This window comes from Acidimicrobiales bacterium (assembly GCA_035533095.1).
Taxonomy (GTDB): Bacteria; Actinomycetota; Acidimicrobiia; order Acidimicrobiales; family Palsa-688; genus DATLUM01.
The window spans coordinates 1-20,235 of the sequence record DATLUM010000040.1 but is presented as its reverse complement, the minus strand read 5'-3'; the positions used below and the strand labels follow the sequence as shown (position 1 = coordinate 20,235).

Sequence of the window (20,235 nt, the reverse complement as noted above, 5' to 3'; positions counted from 1 at the left end):
TCAGTCGCTGGAGGGCAGCGGCTTGGCAGCCTTGAGCGACAGTGCCCTGCCGTCACAGGTGAGCTCGCCCGTACCGGGCTTGGTGCAGAGCAACTCGAGGCCGGCGTCGTCGTCGACGTAGCGCTTGCCGAGCTGTGGGGCGGCGTCAGCGGGCGAGGCGTGGCCACCTTGTGGCCGGGCGGCATCGAGAGCCACCAGCTCGCACCCCGAACAGGCGAGCGTCGCCGACGTCTCGGCGGCGCGGGTGACGACCACCTCGGCGGGGCAGTCCGGGCAGGCGAGGCGGGCACCGACCTTGATCATGCCGGGCAGTGTATTGGCCCCTCTGCGATGCTGTTCAGGCGAGCCCGCGGGTGAGGAGCATGCAGCCTGCGGTGAACCCCGCGCCGTTGGCGACCGCGGCAACCTCGTGCCTTCCGGGCACCTGCCGCTCGCCGCCGTCGCCTCTCAACTGGACGACAGCTTCGTGGATCAGGCCGAACCCGTGGAGCCTGCCGGCGGACAGCTGGCCGCCGCTCGTGTTCAGCGGCAGCTCACCGTCGAGGGCGATGCGCTTGCCTCCCTCGAGGAAGTCGCCGGCACCGCCAGTCGGGCAGAAGCCGAGCGCTTCCAGCCACAGCACCGTGATCATAGAGAACCCGTCGTACAGCTGGGCCACGTCGACATCTGCGGGCGTCAGGTCGGCCCGTTCCCAAAGCTGCGCCGCGGGGCCGCGCCCCGGGAAGGTCGCCAGGTCCGCCCACTGGTCCCACGAGGGACGTCCCCTGACCGCTGTCCCGACGGCGTGGATCTGGATCGGGGTCTTGGCGGAGTCGGCCGCTGTGTCGACGTCGGAGATCACCAGAGCCGTGGATCCGTCGCAGGGAAGGTCGCAGTCGTAGAGGCAGAGCGGATCGGCGATCATGCGCACGGACAGGTACTCCTCCAGGGTCATCGGCTCGCGCAGGAGGGCCTTGGGATTCAGTCCGGCGTTGCGGCGGTTGTTGATCGCGATCTGACCGAGCTTCTCTCTCGTCAGACCGAAGTGGTGGAAGTGGTAGCGGGCGGAGTAGGCGAGCCAGTCGACGGCGGACATGGCTCCGAAGGGGATGAGGTACTGGAAGGGTCCCGGTACGCCGCGGCCCATCCCGGACGCCCCGATGCCTTCTCGGCTGCCTGAACCCTGCGCGGTCGATTCTGTGACGGTGCGGTAGACGAGCACGTGACGTGCGAGGCCGCTGGCGATGGCCATGCAGGCGTTCACGACGGCTTGCAGCTGCGCGGAGCCCTCCATGCTCCCGCTGTACCACTCGACGTTGAGGCCCAGAGCGTCGATCACGTCGGTCGCACCGGGCCCGCCGAAGCCGCCGGCGGACGTGCCCTTCCCGGTCCCCGGGTAGGTGGAAAGCCCGTCGATGTCCTCGGGGCGCAGGCCCGCGTCGGCGACCGCTTCGAGCGCCGACTGCATGGTGAGCTCCATCTCGGACAGGCCAAGGCGCCGGCCGACGACCGACTGCCCTATGCCGGAGATGTACGACCGGCGTTCCCCGATGCGCCGGGTGGTCGCACGGGTCATGCGCCGGCGCCCGATCCAGCGGCCCTGAACAGCGGGTACCAGACGCCGTTGCCTTCCTCGAACACGACCTCGACCTCCATGCCGATCACCACGTCCTCCGCTTCGATCCCGACGAGGTTGGTGGTGAGGTAGAGCGCCGGCTGCTCGGGCAACTCTACGAGCGCGACTATGTACGGCTCCGAGCCGGGGATCCAGGGCTTGTAGTTGACGGTGTAGGTAGCCACCCTCGCCTTGCCGCTCACCGGCTCCGGGGAGACATGCGCGCTGTGGCACTTCCTGCACCTCGGCGCGGCCGGGTGGGTCCACCAGCCGCAGTCGGCGCAGTGATGGATCAGCAACTGATCCTTCTCCCCGCCGGTCCAGAATGCGGTGTTGTCGGGGTCGAGGAACGGCTTGACCCGCAACGGCAGCACTCCCCCGACTTCCCTGCGTGCGGTCACAGGGCGGAGAGGCCCCGGCCTCGCTCGCCGGCTTCGAGGAGCCGCTTTATCTCAGCGACCTCCTTGCTGACCGCGCCGGCGAACCACCTGCCTGCGACGAGGTCGTACAGCATCCCGAGCGGCCCGTGACCGAAGTCCATCTCCTCGACGTGGCGCATCCGCGTCGCGCCGTGGCGCTCTTCGATCTCGAACCAGGCGTGCAGATGCGCCGGGACGCCGTGTTCCAAGGTGACGTCGATGTGGGTGGGCCTGTCCCAGCGGTAGCGGGTCACAACCGACCCGTTGAACCGGCCCATGAAGGTGCCGTCCTCGCGTGCGATCATCCCGTCCGGCAGGTCGGCGAGCTTCGTGACCCACCGCATCTTCGTGTCGGCCTTGGTGTACTGCGCCGGATCGAGCACGAAGTCGAAGACGTCGTCCGCGCTCACCCCCTCTATGAGCGCCTCACCTTCGCCGCGGATCATTTCCCAATCATGGCATCGGGTGCGGTTGGTCGCTCTACCCGAAGGATCTCCATCACTTCGGCGCGCGGGACCTTTCCCATCTGGTTTCTGGGTAGCTGCTCGACGAACTCCATCCGCTCGGGCACCTTGTACGCGGCGAGAGCTACCCGGCAGTGGGCGAGGATGGCGCCGCGGTCGGGTGCCACACCGGGGACGGGCTCGATCACCGCTCCCACCCTTTCGCCGAGGCGCTCGTCGGGCACGCCGACCACGGCACAGGCGCGGACCCCCGGGGCGTCAACGAGCACCCGCTCGACCTCCGCGGGGTACACGTTGGCGCCGCCGCGGATGATCAGCTGGCTGCGCCGGCCGAGGACGAGCAAGTGTCCGTCGTCGCCCAGGTGGCCGAGGTCGCCTGTGTGCAGCTCGTCGCCGGTCAGAACGGCACTGGTGGCTTCCGGCTGGTTCCAGTATCCGAGCACCGGCCGGTAGGTCCCGGACCACGGCCCGGTCCTGGTGGGGGATATGACGATCTCGCCGCCCTCGCCGGTGTGGATGTGGATGTGGTCGAGCGGTCTGCCGCTCGACCCGGGAGGGCGCGGACCCTCCAGGTCGTCGATGCTCACCAGCGCCGGGGCCTCGGTGAGGCCGTAGGTACGGCTGACCGGCACCCCAAAGCGTTGCTCGAAGCCGGTGCGCAACAAGTCGGGGCAGTCGCCACCGCCGACCCACACCTCTCGGAGGCTGGCCAGGTCCCCGGGTGACACGGACTCGTCGTGCAGGAGGGTGTGCAGCTGCGCCGGCGGTCCGTTCCAGACGGCGACCCTGTGGCGGCGGATGTAGCCGACGATCGAGGTGGTGTCGGCCTTCTCCATGATGACGGCGGTGCCGCCGGCCTGCGCTGTCAGCAGCGTCGTCAGGCACATCATGTTCACGATGGTGAGCGGCAAGGAGTCGCCCTTGCGAAGCTCCGGGCCCCAGCGCCGGCGTGCGACGGTGGCGGCGCCGGGCATGATGAGGCCGGCCTGGCAATGGACCGCCCCCTTGGGGAATCCGGTCGTCCCGCTCGTGTAGGCGATCGCCGCGGGTGCGAACGGATCGGGCTGCGACCGGGTCGAGAGAGTGGACGGCGGGCTGGACGCGACGAGTCCGCGCCAGGTTTCGAGGTCGACGGCTTTCGCCCCACGCGGCAGCTCCGGAAGGGGGGCGTCCGACGAGAGCAGGATCGTCGCGCCGGCGTCGGCGACCATGTACGCCTTCTCCGGGTTCGCCAGCGCGCGGTTGACGCCCACCCACACGGCGCCGAGGCGCATCGCGCCGTGGAACGCGACGACGATGTCGAGGTCGTTGGGCAGCGAGACCGCGATGCGATCGCCCGGGTTGACTCCCAGGTCGCGCAGGGCGTTCGACGCACGGTTGGCCAGGGCGTCGAGGCCCGCGTAAGAGGTCTCGCCCTGGCTGGTGACGAGCGCTGGGTGGTGCGGGCTGTTGCGAAGCGGGCGGTCGAGTACGTCGAATACGCCGGCGGGCAGGGTCGGGGCTTCCGCCCGGGTGTCGCCGCTGCCGGCGCCGGTCACCGAGCGGAAGGAGTCTGCGCTGCGGCGCCGTTGGGCGGCGCCGCAGACGGCTGGTCCTTGACGAGAGGGAGCACCGGCGGCGCCGTGCGCCAATCGGGGATACCGTCCGCCGGCTCGGCCACGGGGTACTTCGACTCGTGGATCTGCGCCCAATGGCTGTGGTTGAGCTCGTGGATCGTGAAGCAGGCGTTGAGAGCGTTGTAGAAGCCCATGCTGTCGACGCTCTGGTTGACCGACTCCTTGATGAGCAGAGCGGCCATCGTCGGAGTCTTGGCAATCCGCTTCGCGAACTCGAGCGTCTTGTCTTCGAGGCTCTCGCGAGGGAACACCTTCGAGACCATGCCGATGCGGTAGGCCTCTTCGACGTCGAGCGAGTCGCCGGTGAGCAGCAACTCCTTCGCACGCCGCGGTCCGAACTCCCAGGGATGGGCGAAGTACTCGACGCCGCACATCCCGAGGCGGGTGCCGACCACGTCGGCGAACATCACGTCGTCAGCCGCGCAGATCAGATCGCACGCCCACATCAGCATCAGGCCGGCGGCGAAGACGGTCCCCTGCACCTGGGCGATGGTGATCTTGCGGAGGTTGCGCCAGCGGCGGGTGTTGTCGAAGAAGTAGTGCCACTCCTGCAGCATCAGCTTCTCCGCACCGACGCGGGTGCCGCCGTTGATCACCATGCTCGGGTGCTGGTCGGGCCCCGGGGTCCTTTCGGCTACGGACTCGGACGATCCCATGTCGTGCCCGGAGGAGAACAGCGGTCCCACGCCGCCCAGGATCACGACGCGAACATTGTCGTCGGCTTCGGCTTGCCTGAACGCGTCGTCAAGCTCCACGAGAAGCCCGCGGTTCTGAGCGTTGCGGGTCTTGGGCCGGTTCAGGAGGATCCGGGCGATGGTCCCGTCTTCGAGGGCTTCGTAGGTGATATAGCGATAGTCGGTTCCGGTCATCGTTTGTAGTTCAGCTGGGAGGCGAGCGTCGCGCCAGTCCCCCGCTTTCCTTTTGCCTTGATCGACACGTCGTGGCCAGCCGCCTTACGCCTGAGCGCACCCACCGTGCATTCCTCTTTCGGCATGAAGCTGAAGGGGTCGTAGCCGAAGTTGCGCATGGCGTTGAGATGGCTGATCCGGTCGATGTCGTGGCGGTCCACGCCGTCCATCTGTTTCATGAATGTCTCGGGCGCTGTCGGCCAGGTCGAGTCGGAGTGGGGGTAGTCGCACTCCCAGCAGACCTTGTCCATATCAAGGAAGTCGCGGCTGGCGACGCCGAAGTGGTCGTCGATGAAACAGGTGATGATGTGTTCGTTGAAGACCTCGCTCGGGAGGCGGTCGCCGAAGTCCTGGCCGGTCCAGAAGTGATGGCGCTGGTAGTTGTAGTCAATCCGTTCGAGAAAGTACGGGATCCAGCCGATCCCGCCCTCTGACAGCGCGATGCGCAAATCGGGGAACTTGCGGAGGACGGGTGACCAGACCAGGTCCGCAGCTGCCTGGACGATGTTCATCGGGGTCAGGGTGATGAGCACGTCCATGGGGGCATCGGGTGCGGTTATGACCAGCTCGGATGAGGACCCGATGTGGAGGCACACCACGATTCCCTCGTCGCAGCAGGCCTGCCAGAACGGGTCCCAGTGGCCGGAGTGGAAGCTCGGCCACCCGAGTTTCGACGGGTTCTCCGAGAACGTGACGGAGAGGGCGCCCTTGGCGGCGGTCCGGCGCAGCTCGGCGGCCATCACCTCCGGGTCCCAGATCGCCGGGATGACACAGGGAATGAAGCGGCCCGGGTAGCTGCCGCACCACGCGTCGAGGTGCCAGTCGTTGTAGGCCTGGACCATCGCGAGGGCGACGTCTTTGTCCTTGGTCCGGGCGAACAGCTGACCGCAGAACCCCGTGAACGACGGGAAGCACAGCGAGCCGAGCACGCCGTTGGCATCCATGTCCTTGATGCGCTCGTGGATGTCGTGGGTGCCCGGGCGGATCTCGTCGAACGACGTCGGCTCGATGCCGTATTCCTCGGGGGGCCGGCCGGCGACCGCGTTGAGCGCGACGTTGGACATCACGTTGCCCTCGTACTCCCAGGCGTTGGTTCCGTCCTCGCGGGTGATGAACCTGGGCGCGAGGTCCCTGTACTTGGCGGGGAGCCTTCCCTCGAACACATCGGGCGGTTCGACCACGTGGTCGTCCACGCTCACCATGATCAGGTCATCGACGTCCATGCGGCCCTCCCCATCCGAAGTCCGCCCCGACCCTATACCAGCGACAACGGCGTTTTCACACCGGCCGCCGCCGGTCTAGTCCTCCTCGAGGACGACCGCGTGCTCCGGGCAGTTCTGCTGCGCCGCGTCCGCCTGCGAGCGCAGCTCCTCGGGCACGTCCTCGCGGGTGACTGCGCCGTAGCCGCTGTCGTCGGCCCCGAACAGGTCGGGGGCGAGCACGTAGCAGCGGCCGTGGCCGGTGCATTTGGACTGGTCGATGCTGATCCTCATTCGGGACCGATACTACGACGCTCGACTGCTAGTACGATCTGGGGCCCGTGGACCTCGGTATCGCCGGCCGGACGGCGATCGTCACTGGTGCCAGCCGGGGAATAGGGGCGGCGGTCGCGATGGTCCTGGCCGCCGAGGGCGTGAACCTCGTGGTATCCGCGAGGGGGTACGAGGGCTTGTCATCGCTCGAGGCGGATATCCGGGCGGCGCATCCCGGCATCGAGCTGAGATGTGTCGCCGGCGACGTGTGCGACTTGGCCACCACTGAGGCGCTCGTGTCGGCCGCATCCGGGGTGAGTGCATCGCACGGTGCCGACATCGTCGTGAACAACGCCGGCAGCGACGCCGGCCACCTGCCCATCGATCGCCTCACCGACGACGACTGGGAGAGGGCGTACAGAATCAACGTTGTCAGCGCCGTACGTCTCACGACGGCCGCTCTGGCGAACATGCGCCAGCAGCGGTGGGGCCGGATCGTGAACATGGCGTCCTACACGGCCCGCGTGCCCGAGCCGTTCTGCGCTCCTTATGCCGCGGCGAAGGCGGCGCTGGTGAACGTGACCCGCAACCTTTCGCGCTCGTACGCGTCGGAAGGGGTTCTCGCCAACTGTGTGCTGCCGGGACTGACCCGGACCGAAGGTATCGTGGCGAGCTTCGAGGCGGCGTCCTCGGCGACCGGTCGCTCCACCGAGGACCTGCTCGAGAGGATGGTCGAACGCGCTCCGATCGATGCCGGGCGCGTGGGCACGGCCGGCGAGGTGGCGGCGGCGATCGCATTCCTCTGCTCCGAGCAGGCGGCGTGGATCACCGGGGTTGCGCTACCGGTCGACGGGGGGACGATCCGCAGTGCCCCGTGAGCGCGTTGCGGGTGCTACACCGGCGCGGCGGTGAACACGAGCGGCAGCCGCTCGATCTGGCGCAGTCCCGGCGTGTAGACGAGCTGCGTTTCGGGAGCGATGTGGTACTCGGGGATCCTGCGGTGCCACTCGCGCAGCGCGACGCGCAGCTCCATCCGCGCGAGGTGGGACCCGAGGCAGCGGTGCACGCCGCCGCCGAACGCGAGGTGACGGTTCGGGTTCCTCGACAGGTCGACCTCGCCGGCGCCCGGTATCACCGAGTCGTCGGTGTTGGCGGCGCCCAGCGCGATGCCCACCTTGGTCCCCTTCGGGATGGGGCAGCCGGCGAGCTCGGTGTCGACGGCGGCGACGCGCCCGAGAGCGGTGACAGGTGTCTCCCACCTCAGTAGCTCCTCGACGGCTGAGGGGATCAGGTCGGGGTTCTCCACGATCGCCGCGCGCGCGTCGTCATGTTGTGCCAGGTAAGCGAAGTCACATTCGAGGGTGTCGGTCACCGTGTCTAGGCCCGCGAGCAGCAACAGGAAGCACATGCCGAGGATCTCGTCCTCGCTCAGCTTCTCGCCTGCGACTTCAGCGTCGAGAAAACGACTCATCAGGTCGTCCCGCCGCTCCTTTTCCCGCTCCTGCAGCGCCGACGCGAAGTAGTCGTCGATCCGGCCGGCCCAGCCGCGCTGGTTGTCGCGGATCTCCTCCAGGTCGGCGCCTTGGGGGCGGATGATCCCGTCCTTCATCTGGAGGAACATCTCGAGGTCCGAGATCGGCATCCCCATCATCTTCAGAAACACGGCGGAAGGAAGCGGGATCGCGAACTCCGCACCGAACTCGCACTCGCCCCGCTCGATGAAATCGTCGATGAGGTTGTTGACAAGCTCCTTGACGTCGCCTTCGATCCGCGCCATCTCACGGGGGGCGAAGATGGGGTCCAGGAGCCGGCGATACTTGACGTGGTCGGGTGGGTCCACCTGGAGGGGAATGAGCGGCCGCTTCTGCCCGAGGTCCACAGCGTCCATGGCAGAGGAGAAGACCTGCGGGTTCTGGAGGGCGAACTCGACCTCGCGGCGGCCCACCACCTGCACGTTGCCGAACAGGCCCGGCACCACGGGCCCGATGCTTCTCAGTCGGCCCCAGAACGGCTGCGGGTTGGCCGAGTTGGCCGGATCGAGGAACTCTCTTGGGTCGAAGTCCGCCGCCTGTTCGGAACTCGCGCTCACGGCCTCACGCTCCCGGTTCTGTGTGTTGGTGGCTGTCAGTTTCTAGGAAGGCCTAGCACCTTCTCGGCGACTATGTTGCGCTGGATCTCCGAAGTCCCGGCCGAGATCGTGAGCGCGAAGGTCCGGAAATACAGCTCGAGCCAGTTGCTTCCGACTTCGCTGCTGAGCATCGTGCCTCTTACCGAGGGTGGGCTGGACTTCAGGACCTCCGGTCCTTGGACCTCCGTTCCCACGAGGGCCAGCCGCCGGCGTGATTCGCTCGCGAACGCCTTCAACACGGCTTGCTCGGGGGCCGTGCCACCCTTCAGCAACTTGCCGAACCCGCGATAACCCAGGCAGCGAACGGCGACGGTATCGATGTACGCGTCGGCGACCTCGCCGGCGAGGGTGGCGCGCTCGGCGTCCCCCCGGTTGCCGAGGCACTGGCGCGCGTCTGCGATCAAGCGACTTACGTCCTCGTCGAGCACTATCGAAGCCGACACCCAAACCATCCCCCGTTCGTGAGCAAGGGAGCCGTTCGCCATGGCCCAGCCGTTGTTGAGCGTGCCGACGAGGTTCTCTCTCGGGACGACGACGTCGGTGAAAAAGACCTCGTTGAGGTCGGGGTGCTCGGGTCCGACGATTTCCGGCAGCGGGCGCACGGTGATCCCCGGCGTGTTCATGTCGACCAGCACGACCGAGATGCCCTTGTGCTTGGGGGCGCTGGTGTCGGTCCTGCAGAACAGGAAGCAGAAGTCGGCATGGTTGGCTCCCGATGTCCACACCTTCTGCCCGTTGATCACGAACTCGTCGCCATCGAGGACGGCGCGGGTGCTGAGCGACGCGAGGTCGCTGCCCGCGCCGGGCTCGCTCATGCCGAGGCAGGCGCCGACCTCGCCCCTGAGGAGCGGCATCGCGTAGCGCTCGATCTGCTCGGGCGTGCCGTAGTCGAGAAGTGAGGGGGCGACGATTCCGAGGCCCTGAGGGTTCGTGGTGCGCGGAACGCCAGCGCGGGCCATCTCCTCGAGATAGACCAATTGCTGCACCGGTGTCGCGTTGCGCCCCCCCAGCTCAGGCGGCCAGCCCGGCACGAGCCACCCGTCGTCGAACATCCTGCGGGTCCACCGCTTGGCCCACCCCGGTACGTGGCCCGACGACTTGGCGGGATCGGCCTCTATCTCCTCGGTGCTCGGGCGGTTCCTCTCCAGCCACGCGAGGAACTCTGCGCGGAAGTCCTCGACCGACTGGTCGAACGTGAGCCGCATCAGGCCACCAGTCCGAGGGCCCGAGCAACGGCGGACCTGTGCTCGCGGCCGGAACCGAGCAGGAAGTCCCCCGACTTCGCGCGCTTGAGATGCAGATGCAGATCCTGCTCCCACATGTAGCCAACCCCTCCGTGAAGCTGCAGACCGTCCTGGACCAGCAGGCGCTGGCAGTCGCCGGCGGCAGCTTTCGCCATCGATACGGCGGTCGAGCGGCGATCGTCGTCTTCGGCGATCGTCAGCGCCGCGAAATACGCGAGTGAGCTCGCTCGCTCGAGGGCGATCAGCATGTCGACCAACCGGTGCTTGATCGCCTGAAACGACCCGATCGGTCGGCCGAACTGCTCGCGATCCTTGGTGTACTGCAGGGTGGTGTCGAAGATCGCTCGGCAGGTCCCGGCCGTGCTCAACGCCAGGGCCGCGACCGACTGCTCGATCGCCCTGCGCACGGCCCTCTCTGCACGGGGATCGCCGGGCTCGATCAGTACGCCCTCCGCCGGAACCTCCACACCGTCGAACTCCAGATCGGCGAGCGGCTGGCTCGGGTCGATCACCTCGTAGGCGATCGCCTTCGCAGACGATCTCGGCACGGCGAACACCCCCGGCGTACCCCCTCGATCGCTCGCGGCGACGACGACCACGGTGTCGGCCGAACCGCCATCGAAGACGAACGTCTTGCGTCCCGACAGCACCCATCCCGTCGCGCTCGTGCGCGCGACGCCCCCGAGCCGGCGCAGATCCCAGCCGTGCTCCGGTTCCGCGACAGCTAGCGTGCCGGTCCCTCCGCCCGAGGTCACCGGGTCCAGAAGCGACTTGGCCTGCTCCTCGCTACCCGCCTCCAGCACCATGGGAACGAACTGCGTGACCGTCGACATGAACGGCGCCGGCGCCACGACACGGCCCAGCTCCTCGCACAGCAGTCCGAGCTCGGCGAAGCCGTAACCCAGCCCGCCGAGCGACTCGGGCACCGCGAGGCCGGGCCAGTCGAGATCCACCATCTTCTTCCACAGGGCCGCCGAGACCTCCGAAGCGCGCCCTTCGTAGGCGCTTCTCACCAGCGAAGGAGGGCACTCGCGCTCGAGTACGGACCTCGCCGTATCCCTCAGCTGTTGTTGGTCGTCAGTGAGCTCGAAGTCCATTGCTTCTCCGGCGGGTAGTCCATCTGGAAATGTTGTCCAACCGAGCAGGTAGCACAGTTGGACACGGAGCCATCGATGACCCGAGCCATTCCAGCGACCCGAGCCGCATCTTCAAGTCAAGCCGATCCCGAAGCGGAAGGCGTCTCGCCGCGCGGGACCCTCAACGACCGCCGCTGGCAGGAAGTCCTCGACGCCGCCTCGGCGCTGTTCGAGGAGAAGGGATACCAGGCGACCACGCTGCAGGACGTCGCGTCGCGAGTTCAGTTGCTGGCGCCCAGTCTCTACTACTACATCAAGACCAAAGAGGATCTGCTGTTCTCGGTGATGAAGCGGGCGCACCAACTTGGCCTCGCTCTGCTCGACGAGCCGGGCGAAGTGGCGGGCGCGGACGCGGAGACGCGCCTTGCGGCATTCATCCGGCAGTGGATGGGTGGCACCTACCCACCGCAGATCAGGGTCGTCGAGCGCGACATCCGGTTCCTGTCGGAAGAAAGACAGGCCGAGGTGCTCGCATGGCGTGACCGGATGAACCACTTCGTCGCGGACATCATCCGGCAGGGCATCGACGAGGGCGTGTTCGATGAGTCGACTGACCCGACGGTGGCCGCCAGCACCCTGTTCGTGGTCCTCAACGCCACGCCGACATGGTTTCGGGAGCCGGGGAGGGTGAGTTACACCGAATTGACCGATTGGTACACCCGCCTGTTCCTGCAGGGAATGGGCGGTTCGTCGGCTTGACACCGCGTCGCCTGGAGGGGCAATCTAACGTCTGTTAGATAGACAAGGTACCGGCTGGGGGTCTGAAATGTCGGTTGTAGCCCAAGCGCTGTCCGGAGGTGGAGCCGACGAGGGTGCGCTCGCCTCGGTCGATCAGCTGCAGATCCGCCACCACCTGCGCGCCGATGGGCTCGATGAGTCCCACGTAGCAGCGCTCGCAGAGCTCGAAGGGAACTGGCCGCCGCTGCTGGTGTGGGCCGACCACCCGAATGTCGTCCTCGACGGAGCGCACCGCCTGGCGGCGGCGAGGAGGCTGGGGCATCCGACGGTCCGGGTCGTGGCGTTCCACGGAACCGCAGACGAAGCCTTCGTCGAGGCGGTCCGTCGCAACGTGGGCCACGGCCTGCCGCTGTCGGTCGCGGACCGCACACGGGCGGGCCAGCAGATCCTCGCCCGGCACCCCGATTGGTCCGATCGCCGCATCGCCGAGGCGTGCGCGCTGTCGCCCCACACCGTCGCCCGGTTGCGCTCGTCGCGCCCCAAGCCCCTAACCGCGGCAGCGCCGCTTGCAGCCGTGGCAGCGTCCCCTGCCGAGGGCGCCCGGAAGGAGAGTGCTGCAGTGTTGGAGAGAGGGACCGTGGTCGACATCGAGTCGCGGCTGGGGCGCGACGGGCGCTGCAGGCCGGCGCAACCCGGGATGATCCGTGAGCGGGTAGTCGAGGCGCTGCGAGCGAATCCGGGTGGGTCGTTGAGGGAGATTGCGAGCGTGGCGAAGGTGTCCCCCGAGACGGTGCGGCGGATACGGCGGGAGTTCGACGGGGCGCCGGCGACCCCAGTCGGCGTGTTGCCGCGAGTGCCGCCCCGTCCCGCCGGCGACTGGCGCGACGACCCGGCGATGGCCTCCAGCCCGGAGCTGTCGGAGCTCGTCGAATGGCTCGACCGGACCGAGCCCGGAAGCGAGCTGGCGTCATACGCCGGCGCCGTGCCGCTCAGCCGGGTATACGAGCTCGCCGACGAGGGGCGGCGCCGCGCAGCGTTCTGGACCGCGTTCGCGACCGCGCTCGAAGCGCGCGCTCACGGCCGCGCTTATTCGCTTCCGTAGGCGTTCGGGCGGAAGGCCCGGCCTGCCCCTAGGTCTGGGGGACCAGTGGCTCGCAGATGCGGCAGGGAGCGAGCTGGCGCGCCGCCTTCTCCGAGACCGCTCGCAACCCGCGGGGATGGCGTGCGACGATCGGGCAGTCGGGGCGGTGGAAGTTGGAGCCAGACGCGGTCGCGACAAACGCCGAGCCGTTCGCGGCCGACTCCCCGGTGGTGACGTCTACGGCCTGCTCCGGCGAGCGGCGCCGCAACCCGCCGGCGGCCGGGCGGTTGCCCCCGCCGGAGAGGAGCGCGTCGCGGATCTCGGCCTGGCTGCGCATGAACTCCTGGTGTTGGACGGCGGCCTGGTCGTAGATGCGGTACAGCCAGTGCGCCCAATAGAGCAGTGCGCCGGCGATTATCGCCCCGAGACCGAGCAACCCGCCGCTGATGAGGTACGGGATCTGCTGCTGGTCGACCCGGGCGTGGGCCGCCCCGTACCAGGCCATCATGATCGCGGCGACGCCGAGGGGTATGAGAATGGAGCCCGCGACGACCTGCCAGGTGTTTCGAAGGTCGAGGCGCGAGGCCAGGCCGGGCCCGGTTCGCTGGCGAGCGGCCGGTGGTCCTGAGCGCCGGCGTCCGAGTAGAGGGCGTCGTCCGGCCCCTCCGCCGAGCGAAAGCTTCCTGGGCATTGAGAGTTTCAACTCCGTCTCCCGTCGATCAACTGCCAGCGGGCGTAACCGAGCATTCCCCCCGAGGCGCACAGCGCCAGGAAGAGGAGCCCGATGATCAGCCCTACCGACATGGGTTTGCCGAGACCCGCGAGGACGGCGCTGAACCGCCGGGCGGCTTGTGCGCTGGAACCTGGGCCGGTTGGTGGGATGGTGACAGTCGTGGGTGAGAGCGTCGGCGCGATTCCGCTGGCACCGGTGAGGCCGGAGCCGGAGGAGCCGGTGTCTGTCCCCGAACCGGTGGATGCAACGCTGTTGCCGAAGTCCGAACTGCCGAAGTTGAAGTTCGGGAGCGGGCTGGCGTTCGCGGTGGCGTCCGCATTGCCGATGAGGATGTTGATCACCAGAGGGATCGATGGCGCTCCAGGAACAGGTGGTGCGCCCGGAACCAGTGAGCCGGCGCCCGGCACGTCCGGGGTCGAGGTCGTGAGGGTGACCACCACCGCGCCCGAGTCGCCCGACCCGACCGGACCGTTGGTGACCTCGGTGGGCGAGATGGTGTGCACGCTGATGCCCTGGTTAGCGAGGTTCTGCAGCACCCCGTTGGCGACCGTCACCCCAGGGCCGCCGGCGTTCTGGCCCACTAGGTGCACACCGTCCTGGTCGATGTAGGCAGGCTGACCGGCGACGGTCACCTTGCCGATCGTGAGGGCGGCTTTGGGCGTCCCGTTGTTGCCATCCGACGTGCCTCCGGCGGTGCCTTCCACGCTCGATATCTGGATCTGTCCCGCAACGTCGATCCCGGTAGCGACAGAGGTGGCGATGCTGGAGACGCTGCTGTCACCGATCTGCATCGCGTTGGTGGCGTGGGCGCTCTGAATGTGAACGAGATTGGTGGCGCTGCCGACGGGTGGGCCTATCCCGATGTCACCGATCGTGGAGTCGACCGAAGCGCCGGTTGGCGAACCCTGAGACTGAGAGGAAGCGGGGCCGACGGAGAATGCGCCGTTGCTGACACCGGGAACAGAAAACGACTCGCTCGTCTTGGTGGTCGGCGTCGGGGGGTAGGTGGCTTCCGCCAAGACGGGATCGTTCGGAAGCGATGGGCCGCCGAAGGTGGCGATTGCAGTGCCGGCGTGGGCCCCGGGGTCTCCGGGGTAGATCGGCGAACCCAGCGCATCGATCTGCGGGCCGCTTGACGCCGTGGTGCGCGCCAAGGGGACGTCGGCGGAGAAGATGTTCCCGACCGTCGGGTCGCCCAAAGGCAGGAGTCCCGGGCTGTTCAGCTCGAACTGCACCACGGCTGACGTCGCGCCCAGGTTGAAGCCCGCGAGCGATCCCGCTGTCTGGGCGGTCGCTACGGGGAGGCCCAGGCCGGTCGCTGCTCCGGCGGCGGTGCAGAACGCAACAAGCCTGGCTGCGGTGCGAGCCCTCGTAGTCATCCTCATCAGTGGCCACCTCCCAGGTAAGCCGTCAATAGGCCTTCTTCGCGCAGGTCTCCGGGTTCGCCGATGTCGGCGACCCTGCCTTTGTCGAGGACGTAGGCGTAGTCGGCCAGCTCCAGAGCTGCCTCGACGTACTGCTCGACGAGGAGGATGGTCACGCCTCGCTCAGCCAACTCCCGTACCGCGGCGAACAGCTGGCTCACGATCAGCGGAGCGAGCCCCATCGAGATCTCGTCGAGCATCAAGAGGCGGGGCCGCATGATCAGGGCCCTGGCCATGGCGAGCATCTGCTGCTCCCCCCCGGACAGCGTTCCGGCCAGCTGGCCGAGCCGTGAACTCAGAGCCGGGAAGACTTGGATTCCTTCGCCGACCGCGTCGTCCGCCATCCGAAGGGCGTAGTCGGCCATCAGGAGGTTCTCCTTGACCGACAGGCTCGGGAAGATCCCCCTTCCTTCGGGCACATGGAGGATTCCGCGCCGCGTGATGGCGTGTGGAGGAATCCGGTCGATTCGCTCATCGTCGAAGGTGATCGCACCCGCCTCCGGGCGAACCAGGCCGGAGATCGTCCGCAGGGTGGTGCTCTTGCCGGCCCCGTTCGAGCCGAGCAAAGCGACGACGCAGCCCTCCGGTACGGAGAAGGACACCTCAGACAGAGCGCGCACGCCCCCGTAGGACACGCTGACGTTGTGAAGCTCGAGGAGCTGGCTCATCGCGTGCTCCCTGAGCCGTCTTCCTGGGCGCCCAGGTACGCAGACACGACCGCCGGGTTGTCGCGGACTTCGTCGGGGGAGCCCTCGGCGATCGCCTTCCCGAAGTCGAGAACGGTGATGTGATCGCACACGTCCATGACGAGGCCCATGTCGTGCTCCACCAGCACCACGGCGGGCCCGTTCGGATCGCGCGCCACCTCGAGCAGGATGTCACGGAAACGATCGGTCTCGCGGGAGTCGAGGCCCGAGCTCGGCTCGTCGAGGAGAAGCAGCCTGGGGTTCGTGCACAGCGCCCGACCGAGCTCCACCAGCCGCCCCTGGCCGGTCGAAAGCCCTCCGGCCGCCCGGTACGCGAGGTCCTCGAGGCGTAGCCACTCGATCACGCCCTGGACCACCTCGCGGCCGTCAGCCGAATGCCGCCCGACCACGCCGCCCCTGACAGAGGCCTCCCACGCCGCAAGAAGGTTGTCGTAGACGGTGAGACCGATGAACAGCTCGAGCCGCTGGAAGGTGCGTGCGATCCCGGCCCGCCCCCTGCGATGCGGGGCCCACGACGTGATGTCGACCCCGTCGTAGTAGACGCGGCCCTTAGTCGGCTCCAGAACGCCGGTCATGACGTTGAAGAGGGTTGTCTTGCCGGCCCCGTTCGGGCCGATGAGACCGGTGATGCTCCCTGCCCGCGCAGCGAAGCCGACGCCGTCGAGAGCGACGAGGCCACCGAAACGTACGGTGATCTCCTGGCAGGTGAGTACCTGCGCTACCGCCAGCTCGACCGTGGTGTCGCTAGACACGGGCGCCTGCCGGGGTCGGTACGGACGGCTGTTCGTCCACCAGCCGATGTGGGGTCGCCTGTTGGGCCGGGGGCGCGACTTCGCCGGGTCGCGGCGCGCGTTGCAGCACAGCTGACAGGTACTTGACGATCCTGACCGTCATGGCGATCGGGCCCTCTGGATTGTTCGCCACTCCGATGACCCCGAGGGCGACACCCAGCGGGATGTACTGCTCGACCGTTGCCGGGATGGGGAAAAGCTGCACTCCGAACACGGCCCCCGCCACGAGTGCTCCCCCGACCAGGGACCGTCCGCCGAGCACGACCAGGAGCAGAAGCTCCAGGGAGGCATTGAACGAGACGTCGCTCGGGCTCATGAACTGCCTGCCTGCAGCGAAGAGGGCGCCGGCGAAAGCGGCGGCGGCGCCGCACGCCGCGAAGGTGATCAACTTGGTGAGGGTCAGGCTGACGCCGAAGGTCGACGCGGCCAGGGGCGAGTCGTTGATCATCTGCAACCGCCGCCCGATGGGGCCGCGACGCAGGACCGAAGCCCCGATCACGTAGACCACAAGGACGCCCAGGCACAGGTAGTAGAAGCTGGTCGTCGACGCGAAGTTCCACGGTCCCAAACGTGGACGGTGTATCGGCATCCCGGTCGACCCTCCCCCGACGTCAGGCCGGTTGAAGACGAGGTTGTCCATCAGGAGGGCGAACGCCATCGTGGCCAGAGCCAGGTACAGGCCCGACAGTCGCAGCGACGGCAGTCCGACGAGCAGTCCGACAGGGATCGCGATCAGAACGCCGAGCAGCGCAGCGGGGAAGAAGCCAGCCCCGTGGGCACCGCCGAGGTGACCGACGGTAAAGGCGCCTATCCCGACGAAGCTGAACTGCGCGAGCGAGATCTGCCCCGCCCATCCGGTCAGCACCACGAGGGTCAACCCGATGGCGGCGAAGATCACCCCAAGGGTGACGTCGCTCAGCTGCGGCCCGCTGACGAGCGACGGAAGGATCAACGCTGCGATGAGGAGCACGATGCCGGCGACAAACGACGATCCGCTGATCGGCCGCGGCGGTGGGCTGCGCAGCGGTCGGAAGGAGGAGCGAACCTCCTTGAGCCGGCCGCCGTACGCCACGAGGAGCACGAACAGAGCGGCGTAGGGGAACGCGAGCCGGATGTCGGCCACGGTGGCGTTGCTGTCGTACTTGGTGAGGACGCTCAGTACGACGCCCATCACTATGCCCCCTAGGAAGGCGAGAGGGAGGCTGACCAGTTTCCCGAGAACGGCCGGAGCGAAGGCGTAGATCACCAGCAACACCAGCGAGTACCGATCGAGACCCTCGCCCGGGCTCAGGAGGATTCCCACCAGGCCCGCGAAGACGCAGGAGATGACCCAAGCCACCCGGCTCACCGACTCCGACCTCACCCCGGCCAGCGCAGAAAGGTCCCGGTTGTCGACCACCGCCCGGGTGGCCATGCCGAACTTCGTGCGACGCAGCAGCAGCCATAGGCCCAGGCCGAGCCCGATCGTCAACAGGAGCGTCGCGAGTTCGTCGTACCCGACGCGCAGGGTTCCGATCCTGAAGGTGGACGTCGGGAAGATGCTCGGCAAAGCGCGTGCCTGGCCGCCGTAGATGATCGGTTCGAGGGCCTGGAAGAAGGCGAGCACGCCGAGCGTCACGACGATCTGGATCTCGGCTGGGACCGAGGTCAACGGCCGGAACAACCGCTCCATGGCTACGCCGATCACGGGCGCTACGACGATCAGCACGATGGGCAGCGAATACCACTGGCTCAGACCAAGCGTGTCGCGCAGCTCCGAAAAGGTGAACGCGCAGATCATGGCGATGGCGCCGTAGGCGAAGTTGAAGATGCCTGACGTCTTGTAGGTGAGCACCAGGCCCATAGCGGCGAGCGCGTACACCGCTCCGGTGAAAAGACCGACGACGATGAAGGGAAACACCAGGGGTCCCCTATGAAGCCGGGACGGCTACGAGGTTGTTCGAGCAGTAGAACCCGCTGGACGGCCAGACACGCACGAAGTCGTTGCCCTTCACCTGAACCTCGATGATGCAGTTGCCGGGGGTGCGGGCCTGTTCATGGGCGGGTGCCATCGCGCCCGCCGTGTCCCAGGTGGTGAGGCTACTGAGGATGCTCTTGATCGCAGCCCTGGTCGGATTCTGGCCGGCCTTGATCAACGCATAGATGAACATCTGCGCGGATGCCCAGGCCTCGATGCCGAAGGAGCTGGGCTGCTTTCCCGGCTCGTAGGTCTGGAGCTGGCTGAGGTACATCTTGAGGGCCGGCTGATTCTCGTTGAACGGGGTGAAGTTCAAGAAGATCTGGAAGCCCTGTGCCTGCTGTACGCCTGCGGTCGAGATCTGCGCCGGCGTGTACCCGTCGAGGGTGGTTCCCGCATATATGGGTCCCCCGGGCTTTCCAACCACATAGCCCTGGTTGTACATGGCCTGCAGCAGTTTGGCGTTACCGCTCACGTCCATGGTGGTGAACACCCCGTCACAGTGGTCGTTCTCCATGTTGAGCACGTCCGCCGTCAGGTTGGGGCTCGCGGGCGACACGTTCAGGTCCGATGCCGCGCAGACGCCCCCACCGCTGTCCTGCCACAGGGTTTCGAACTGCTTGGCGGCCAGGGCACTGATGGGAATGCTGTAGGCGAGGAACGCCATGTTCTTCGGGAAGTTGTTGTTGGCCTTCAGGCCGGCGGCCAGCGTGTCGTAGATGTAGTCCTGGTTGCCCTTCTGCTGCGCTCCGAAAGTTCCGGCGGTGAAGTAGTTCGCGTTCGCTCCGCGCGTGAAGTTGATCGCTTGACCGATGTCCGGTATCCCGGCCTGTTGCATCGCGGGGACACCGCCATTGTCGGCGTCCGATGTGGACCCGACGAACACGAATGACTTGGGGATGAGGTCCTGTATGTCGGAGGCGTTGTGCGATGTGTCCTGGCCGTCGTCCTCGACCTGGAGATTGAGTTTCCGTCCGCAGACGCCGCCGGCCTGGTTGACCGCGGCGAACAGCGCCTGCACCGCCTCTGGGCCCTGGTTGAAGTTGTTGGACAGGAGGCCCGACAGGCCGCTGACGTTGCCCACGTTGATCGTCGTCGGCGTGATGCCGACGTCGGAAGCCTTGTTCGCAGAGCCGCCTGAGCAGTAGGCGGCCTCAGCGCGAGGGTCGAGGTTGAAGTTCGCCGGTGAGAGGGCCTGCGCAGCAGCCGTTTGGCCACCGGCGCCACCACTTGATTGTCCTCCGCCCCCGGCCTGGGCGGCGCTCGCCGACTGCGCGACGCCGAGACTCGACAGCGTCGTGGCGGTCGTGCCCTGGCCCGACGCGCTCTGCCCGCCGTTGGAGACTGCCGATTGGCCGCTCCCGGCCCCGACGCCCACTTGGCTGGCCGGCCCGAAGTAGGGCGGGACCCTGGCCCCGCACGCTCCTGCGATCAGTGCCACCACCGCTGCGATGGCAGCGGTCTGGCGTCGTGACGATCTCACTCTTCGGACCCCCCAGTAGGCCGTAGAAGGTTCGGTTTCGGCCACCTTCCGGCTCTCGCGCTGGCAGGGGCCCTCCTCGCGGCCAACCTAGCAACGCGGTCGTGGACAGCTGATGGCATGGTGCTCCTCAGAGTTCTGCCTGCGGCAGGCGGCTACCTGCACGATCGGGAGCGTGTCTTGCTTGTTTTGCCCTTTTGCCGGCGCGAGCGAGCGGCGTCGGACGCGAACCTTCTAATTACTTCGCCCCGAAAAACTCTTTTCGGTGACGGGTTCGTTGGTGGCGTGAATGGCTGGTGGAGGGCTGTGTTTGCCTGTCCCCGCCCGTTTCCGGCTTCTGTCGGCCCTTGTTTGGGGCCTTTCCCGGCCGTTCGGGCGCGGGAGGAGAAGCGGGGCGGGCGGG

20 protein-coding genes are annotated in these 20,235 nt (G+C 67.6%); 3 read left to right on the top strand and 17 right to left on the bottom strand.

Annotation, left to right across the window (positions count from 1 at the left end; all coding sequences use genetic code 11):
- The 8 genes from VNF71_03765 to VNF71_03730 form a co-directional block, all read right to left on the bottom strand.
- On the bottom strand, window positions 1-303 hold the full coding sequence (locus VNF71_03765) for a hypothetical protein (protein HVA73661.1): 303 nt from the start codon (window positions 301-303) through the stop codon (window positions 1-3).
- A 34-nt stretch (window positions 304-337) separates the two neighbouring features.
- On the bottom strand, window positions 338-1,555 hold the full coding sequence (locus tag VNF71_03760) for a thiolase family protein (protein HVA73660.1): 1,218 nt from the start codon (window positions 1,553-1,555) through the stop codon (window positions 338-340).
- A complete protein-coding gene (locus VNF71_03755) occupies window positions 1,552-1,995 on the bottom strand; it encodes an OB-fold domain-containing protein (GenBank protein ID HVA73659.1) in 444 nt (147 codons plus the stop codon). The genes VNF71_03760 and VNF71_03755 overlap by 4 nt, the downstream gene beginning before the upstream one ends.
- Entirely contained in the window at window positions 1,992-2,459 is a 468-nt protein-coding gene (locus VNF71_03750; GenBank protein ID HVA73658.1) for an SRPBCC family protein, read from the bottom strand. Before VNF71_03750 ends, VNF71_03755 begins: the two co-directional genes overlap by 4 nt.
- Entirely contained in the window at window positions 2,456-4,015 is a 1,560-nt protein-coding gene (locus VNF71_03745) for an AMP-binding protein (GenBank protein ID HVA73657.1), read from the bottom strand. The genes VNF71_03750 and VNF71_03745 overlap by 4 nt, the downstream gene beginning before the upstream one ends.
- Window positions 4,012-4,962, bottom strand: coding sequence for an enoyl-CoA hydratase (locus VNF71_03740; protein ID HVA73656.1), 951 nt, complete (start codon window positions 4,960-4,962; stop codon window positions 4,012-4,014). Before VNF71_03740 ends, VNF71_03745 begins: the two co-directional genes overlap by 4 nt.
- The gene (locus VNF71_03735) at window positions 4,959-6,224 is read right to left on the bottom strand and encodes an amidohydrolase family protein (protein HVA73655.1); all 1,266 of its coding nucleotides are present in this window, start codon (window positions 6,222-6,224) and stop codon (window positions 4,959-4,961) included. The genes VNF71_03740 and VNF71_03735 overlap by 4 nt, the downstream gene beginning before the upstream one ends.
- 75 nt (window positions 6,225-6,299) lie before the next feature.
- Window positions 6,300-6,494 carry a ferredoxin gene (locus VNF71_03730; protein ID HVA73654.1) on the bottom strand — a complete coding sequence of 65 codons (195 nt, stop codon included), beginning with the start codon at window positions 6,492-6,494 and terminating at the stop codon, window positions 6,300-6,302.
- Window positions 6,495-6,541: 47 nt separating this feature from the next.
- Here VNF71_03730 and VNF71_03725 point away from each other — a divergent pair, with 47 nt between their 5' ends.
- A complete protein-coding gene (locus VNF71_03725) occupies window positions 6,542-7,351 on the top strand; it encodes an SDR family oxidoreductase (protein HVA73653.1) in 810 nt (269 codons plus the stop codon).
- Between the two features lie 14 nt (window positions 7,352-7,365).
- On the opposite strand, the gene VNF71_03720 is transcribed toward VNF71_03725, so the two are convergent.
- From VNF71_03720 to VNF71_03710, 3 genes are read right to left on the bottom strand one after another with little or no spacing between them, the layout of a single operon-like run.
- Entirely contained in the window at window positions 7,366-8,562 is a 1,197-nt protein-coding gene (locus VNF71_03720) for a cytochrome P450 (protein ID HVA73652.1), read from the bottom strand.
- A gap of 35 nt (window positions 8,563-8,597) precedes the next feature.
- The gene (locus VNF71_03715) at window positions 8,598-9,806 is read right to left on the bottom strand and encodes an acyl-CoA dehydrogenase family protein (protein ID HVA73651.1); all 1,209 of its coding nucleotides are present in this window, start codon (window positions 9,804-9,806) and stop codon (window positions 8,598-8,600) included.
- Entirely contained in the window at window positions 9,806-10,942 is a 1,137-nt protein-coding gene (locus tag VNF71_03710) for an acyl-CoA dehydrogenase family protein (protein HVA73650.1), read from the bottom strand. The genes VNF71_03715 and VNF71_03710 overlap by 1 nt, the downstream gene beginning before the upstream one ends.
- 75 nt (window positions 10,943-11,017) lie before the next feature.
- Here VNF71_03710 and VNF71_03705 point away from each other — a divergent pair, with 75 nt between their 5' ends.
- Window positions 11,018-11,680, top strand: a complete 663-nt coding sequence (locus VNF71_03705) for a TetR/AcrR family transcriptional regulator (protein HVA73649.1) — start codon at window positions 11,018-11,020, stop codon at window positions 11,678-11,680.
- Window positions 11,681-11,747: 67 nt separating this feature from the next.
- Window positions 11,748-12,761, top strand: a complete 1,014-nt coding sequence (locus VNF71_03700; protein HVA73648.1) for a hypothetical protein — start codon at window positions 11,748-11,750, stop codon at window positions 12,759-12,761.
- Window positions 12,762-12,789: 28 nt separating this feature from the next.
- Here VNF71_03700 and VNF71_03695 read toward each other — a convergent pair whose 3' ends face one another.
- Genes VNF71_03695 through VNF71_03670 form a run of 6 tightly spaced genes read right to left on the bottom strand, consistent with a single transcriptional unit; the run spans window position 12,790 to window position 19,835 of the window.
- Window positions 12,790-13,431 (bottom strand): hypothetical protein, encoded by a 642-nt coding sequence (locus VNF71_03695; protein ID HVA73647.1) that lies wholly within the window; start codon window positions 13,429-13,431, stop codon window positions 12,790-12,792.
- An 8-nt stretch (window positions 13,432-13,439) separates the two neighbouring features.
- Window positions 13,440-14,858, bottom strand: a complete 1,419-nt coding sequence (locus tag VNF71_03690; GenBank protein HVA73646.1) for a hypothetical protein — start codon at window positions 14,856-14,858, stop codon at window positions 13,440-13,442.
- Window positions 14,858-15,565, bottom strand: coding sequence for an ABC transporter ATP-binding protein (locus VNF71_03685; GenBank protein ID HVA73645.1), 708 nt, complete (start codon window positions 15,563-15,565; stop codon window positions 14,858-14,860). The genes VNF71_03690 and VNF71_03685 overlap by 1 nt, the downstream gene beginning before the upstream one ends.
- Window positions 15,562-16,356, bottom strand: coding sequence for an ABC transporter ATP-binding protein (locus tag VNF71_03680; protein HVA73644.1), 795 nt, complete (start codon window positions 16,354-16,356; stop codon window positions 15,562-15,564). The genes VNF71_03685 and VNF71_03680 overlap by 4 nt, the downstream gene beginning before the upstream one ends.
- Window positions 16,349-18,295, bottom strand: coding sequence for an ABC transporter permease (locus VNF71_03675; GenBank protein HVA73643.1), 1,947 nt, complete (start codon window positions 18,293-18,295; stop codon window positions 16,349-16,351). The genes VNF71_03680 and VNF71_03675 overlap by 8 nt, the downstream gene beginning before the upstream one ends.
- Before the next feature lie 10 nt (window positions 18,296-18,305).
- Window positions 18,306-19,835: an ABC transporter substrate-binding protein gene (locus VNF71_03670; protein HVA73642.1), complete on the bottom strand. Its 1,530-nt coding sequence runs from the start codon at window positions 19,833-19,835 to the stop codon at window positions 18,306-18,308.
- Window positions 19,836-20,235 lie beyond the last annotated feature (400 nt).

Coding starts and splice junctions, on each gene's coding strand:
- VNF71_03765 (HVA73661.1), bottom strand. CDS start 303: ATGATCAAGGTCGGTGCCCGCCTCGCCTGCCCGGACTGCCCCGCCGAG.
- VNF71_03760 (HVA73660.1), bottom strand. CDS start 1,555: ATGACCCGTGCGACCACCCGGCGCATCGGGGAACGCCGGTCGTACATC.
- VNF71_03750 (HVA73658.1), bottom strand. CDS start 2,459: ATGATCCGCGGCGAAGGTGAGGCGCTCATAGAGGGGGTGAGCGCGGAC.
- VNF71_03740 (HVA73656.1), bottom strand. CDS start 4,962: ATGACCGGAACCGACTATCGCTATATCACCTACGAAGCCCTCGAAGAC.
- VNF71_03735 (HVA73655.1), bottom strand. CDS start 6,224: ATGGACGTCGATGACCTGATCATGGTGAGCGTGGACGACCACGTGGTC.
- VNF71_03730 (HVA73654.1), bottom strand. CDS start 6,494: ATGAGGATCAGCATCGACCAGTCCAAATGCACCGGCCACGGCCGCTGC.
- VNF71_03715 (HVA73651.1), bottom strand. CDS start 9,806: ATGCGGCTCACGTTCGACCAGTCGGTCGAGGACTTCCGCGCAGAGTTC.
- VNF71_03710 (HVA73650.1), bottom strand. CDS start 10,942: ATGGACTTCGAGCTCACTGACGACCAACAACAGCTGAGGGATACGGCG.
- VNF71_03705 (HVA73649.1), top strand. CDS start 11,018: ATGACCCGAGCCATTCCAGCGACCCGAGCCGCATCTTCAAGTCAAGCC.
- VNF71_03700 (HVA73648.1), top strand. CDS start 11,748: ATGTCGGTTGTAGCCCAAGCGCTGTCCGGAGGTGGAGCCGACGAGGGT.
- VNF71_03695 (HVA73647.1), bottom strand. CDS start 13,431: ATGCCCAGGAAGCTTTCGCTCGGCGGAGGGGCCGGACGACGCCCTCTA.
- VNF71_03690 (HVA73646.1), bottom strand. CDS start 14,858: ATGAGGATGACTACGAGGGCTCGCACCGCAGCCAGGCTTGTTGCGTTC.
- VNF71_03685 (HVA73645.1), bottom strand. CDS start 15,565: ATGAGCCAGCTCCTCGAGCTTCACAACGTCAGCGTGTCCTACGGGGGC.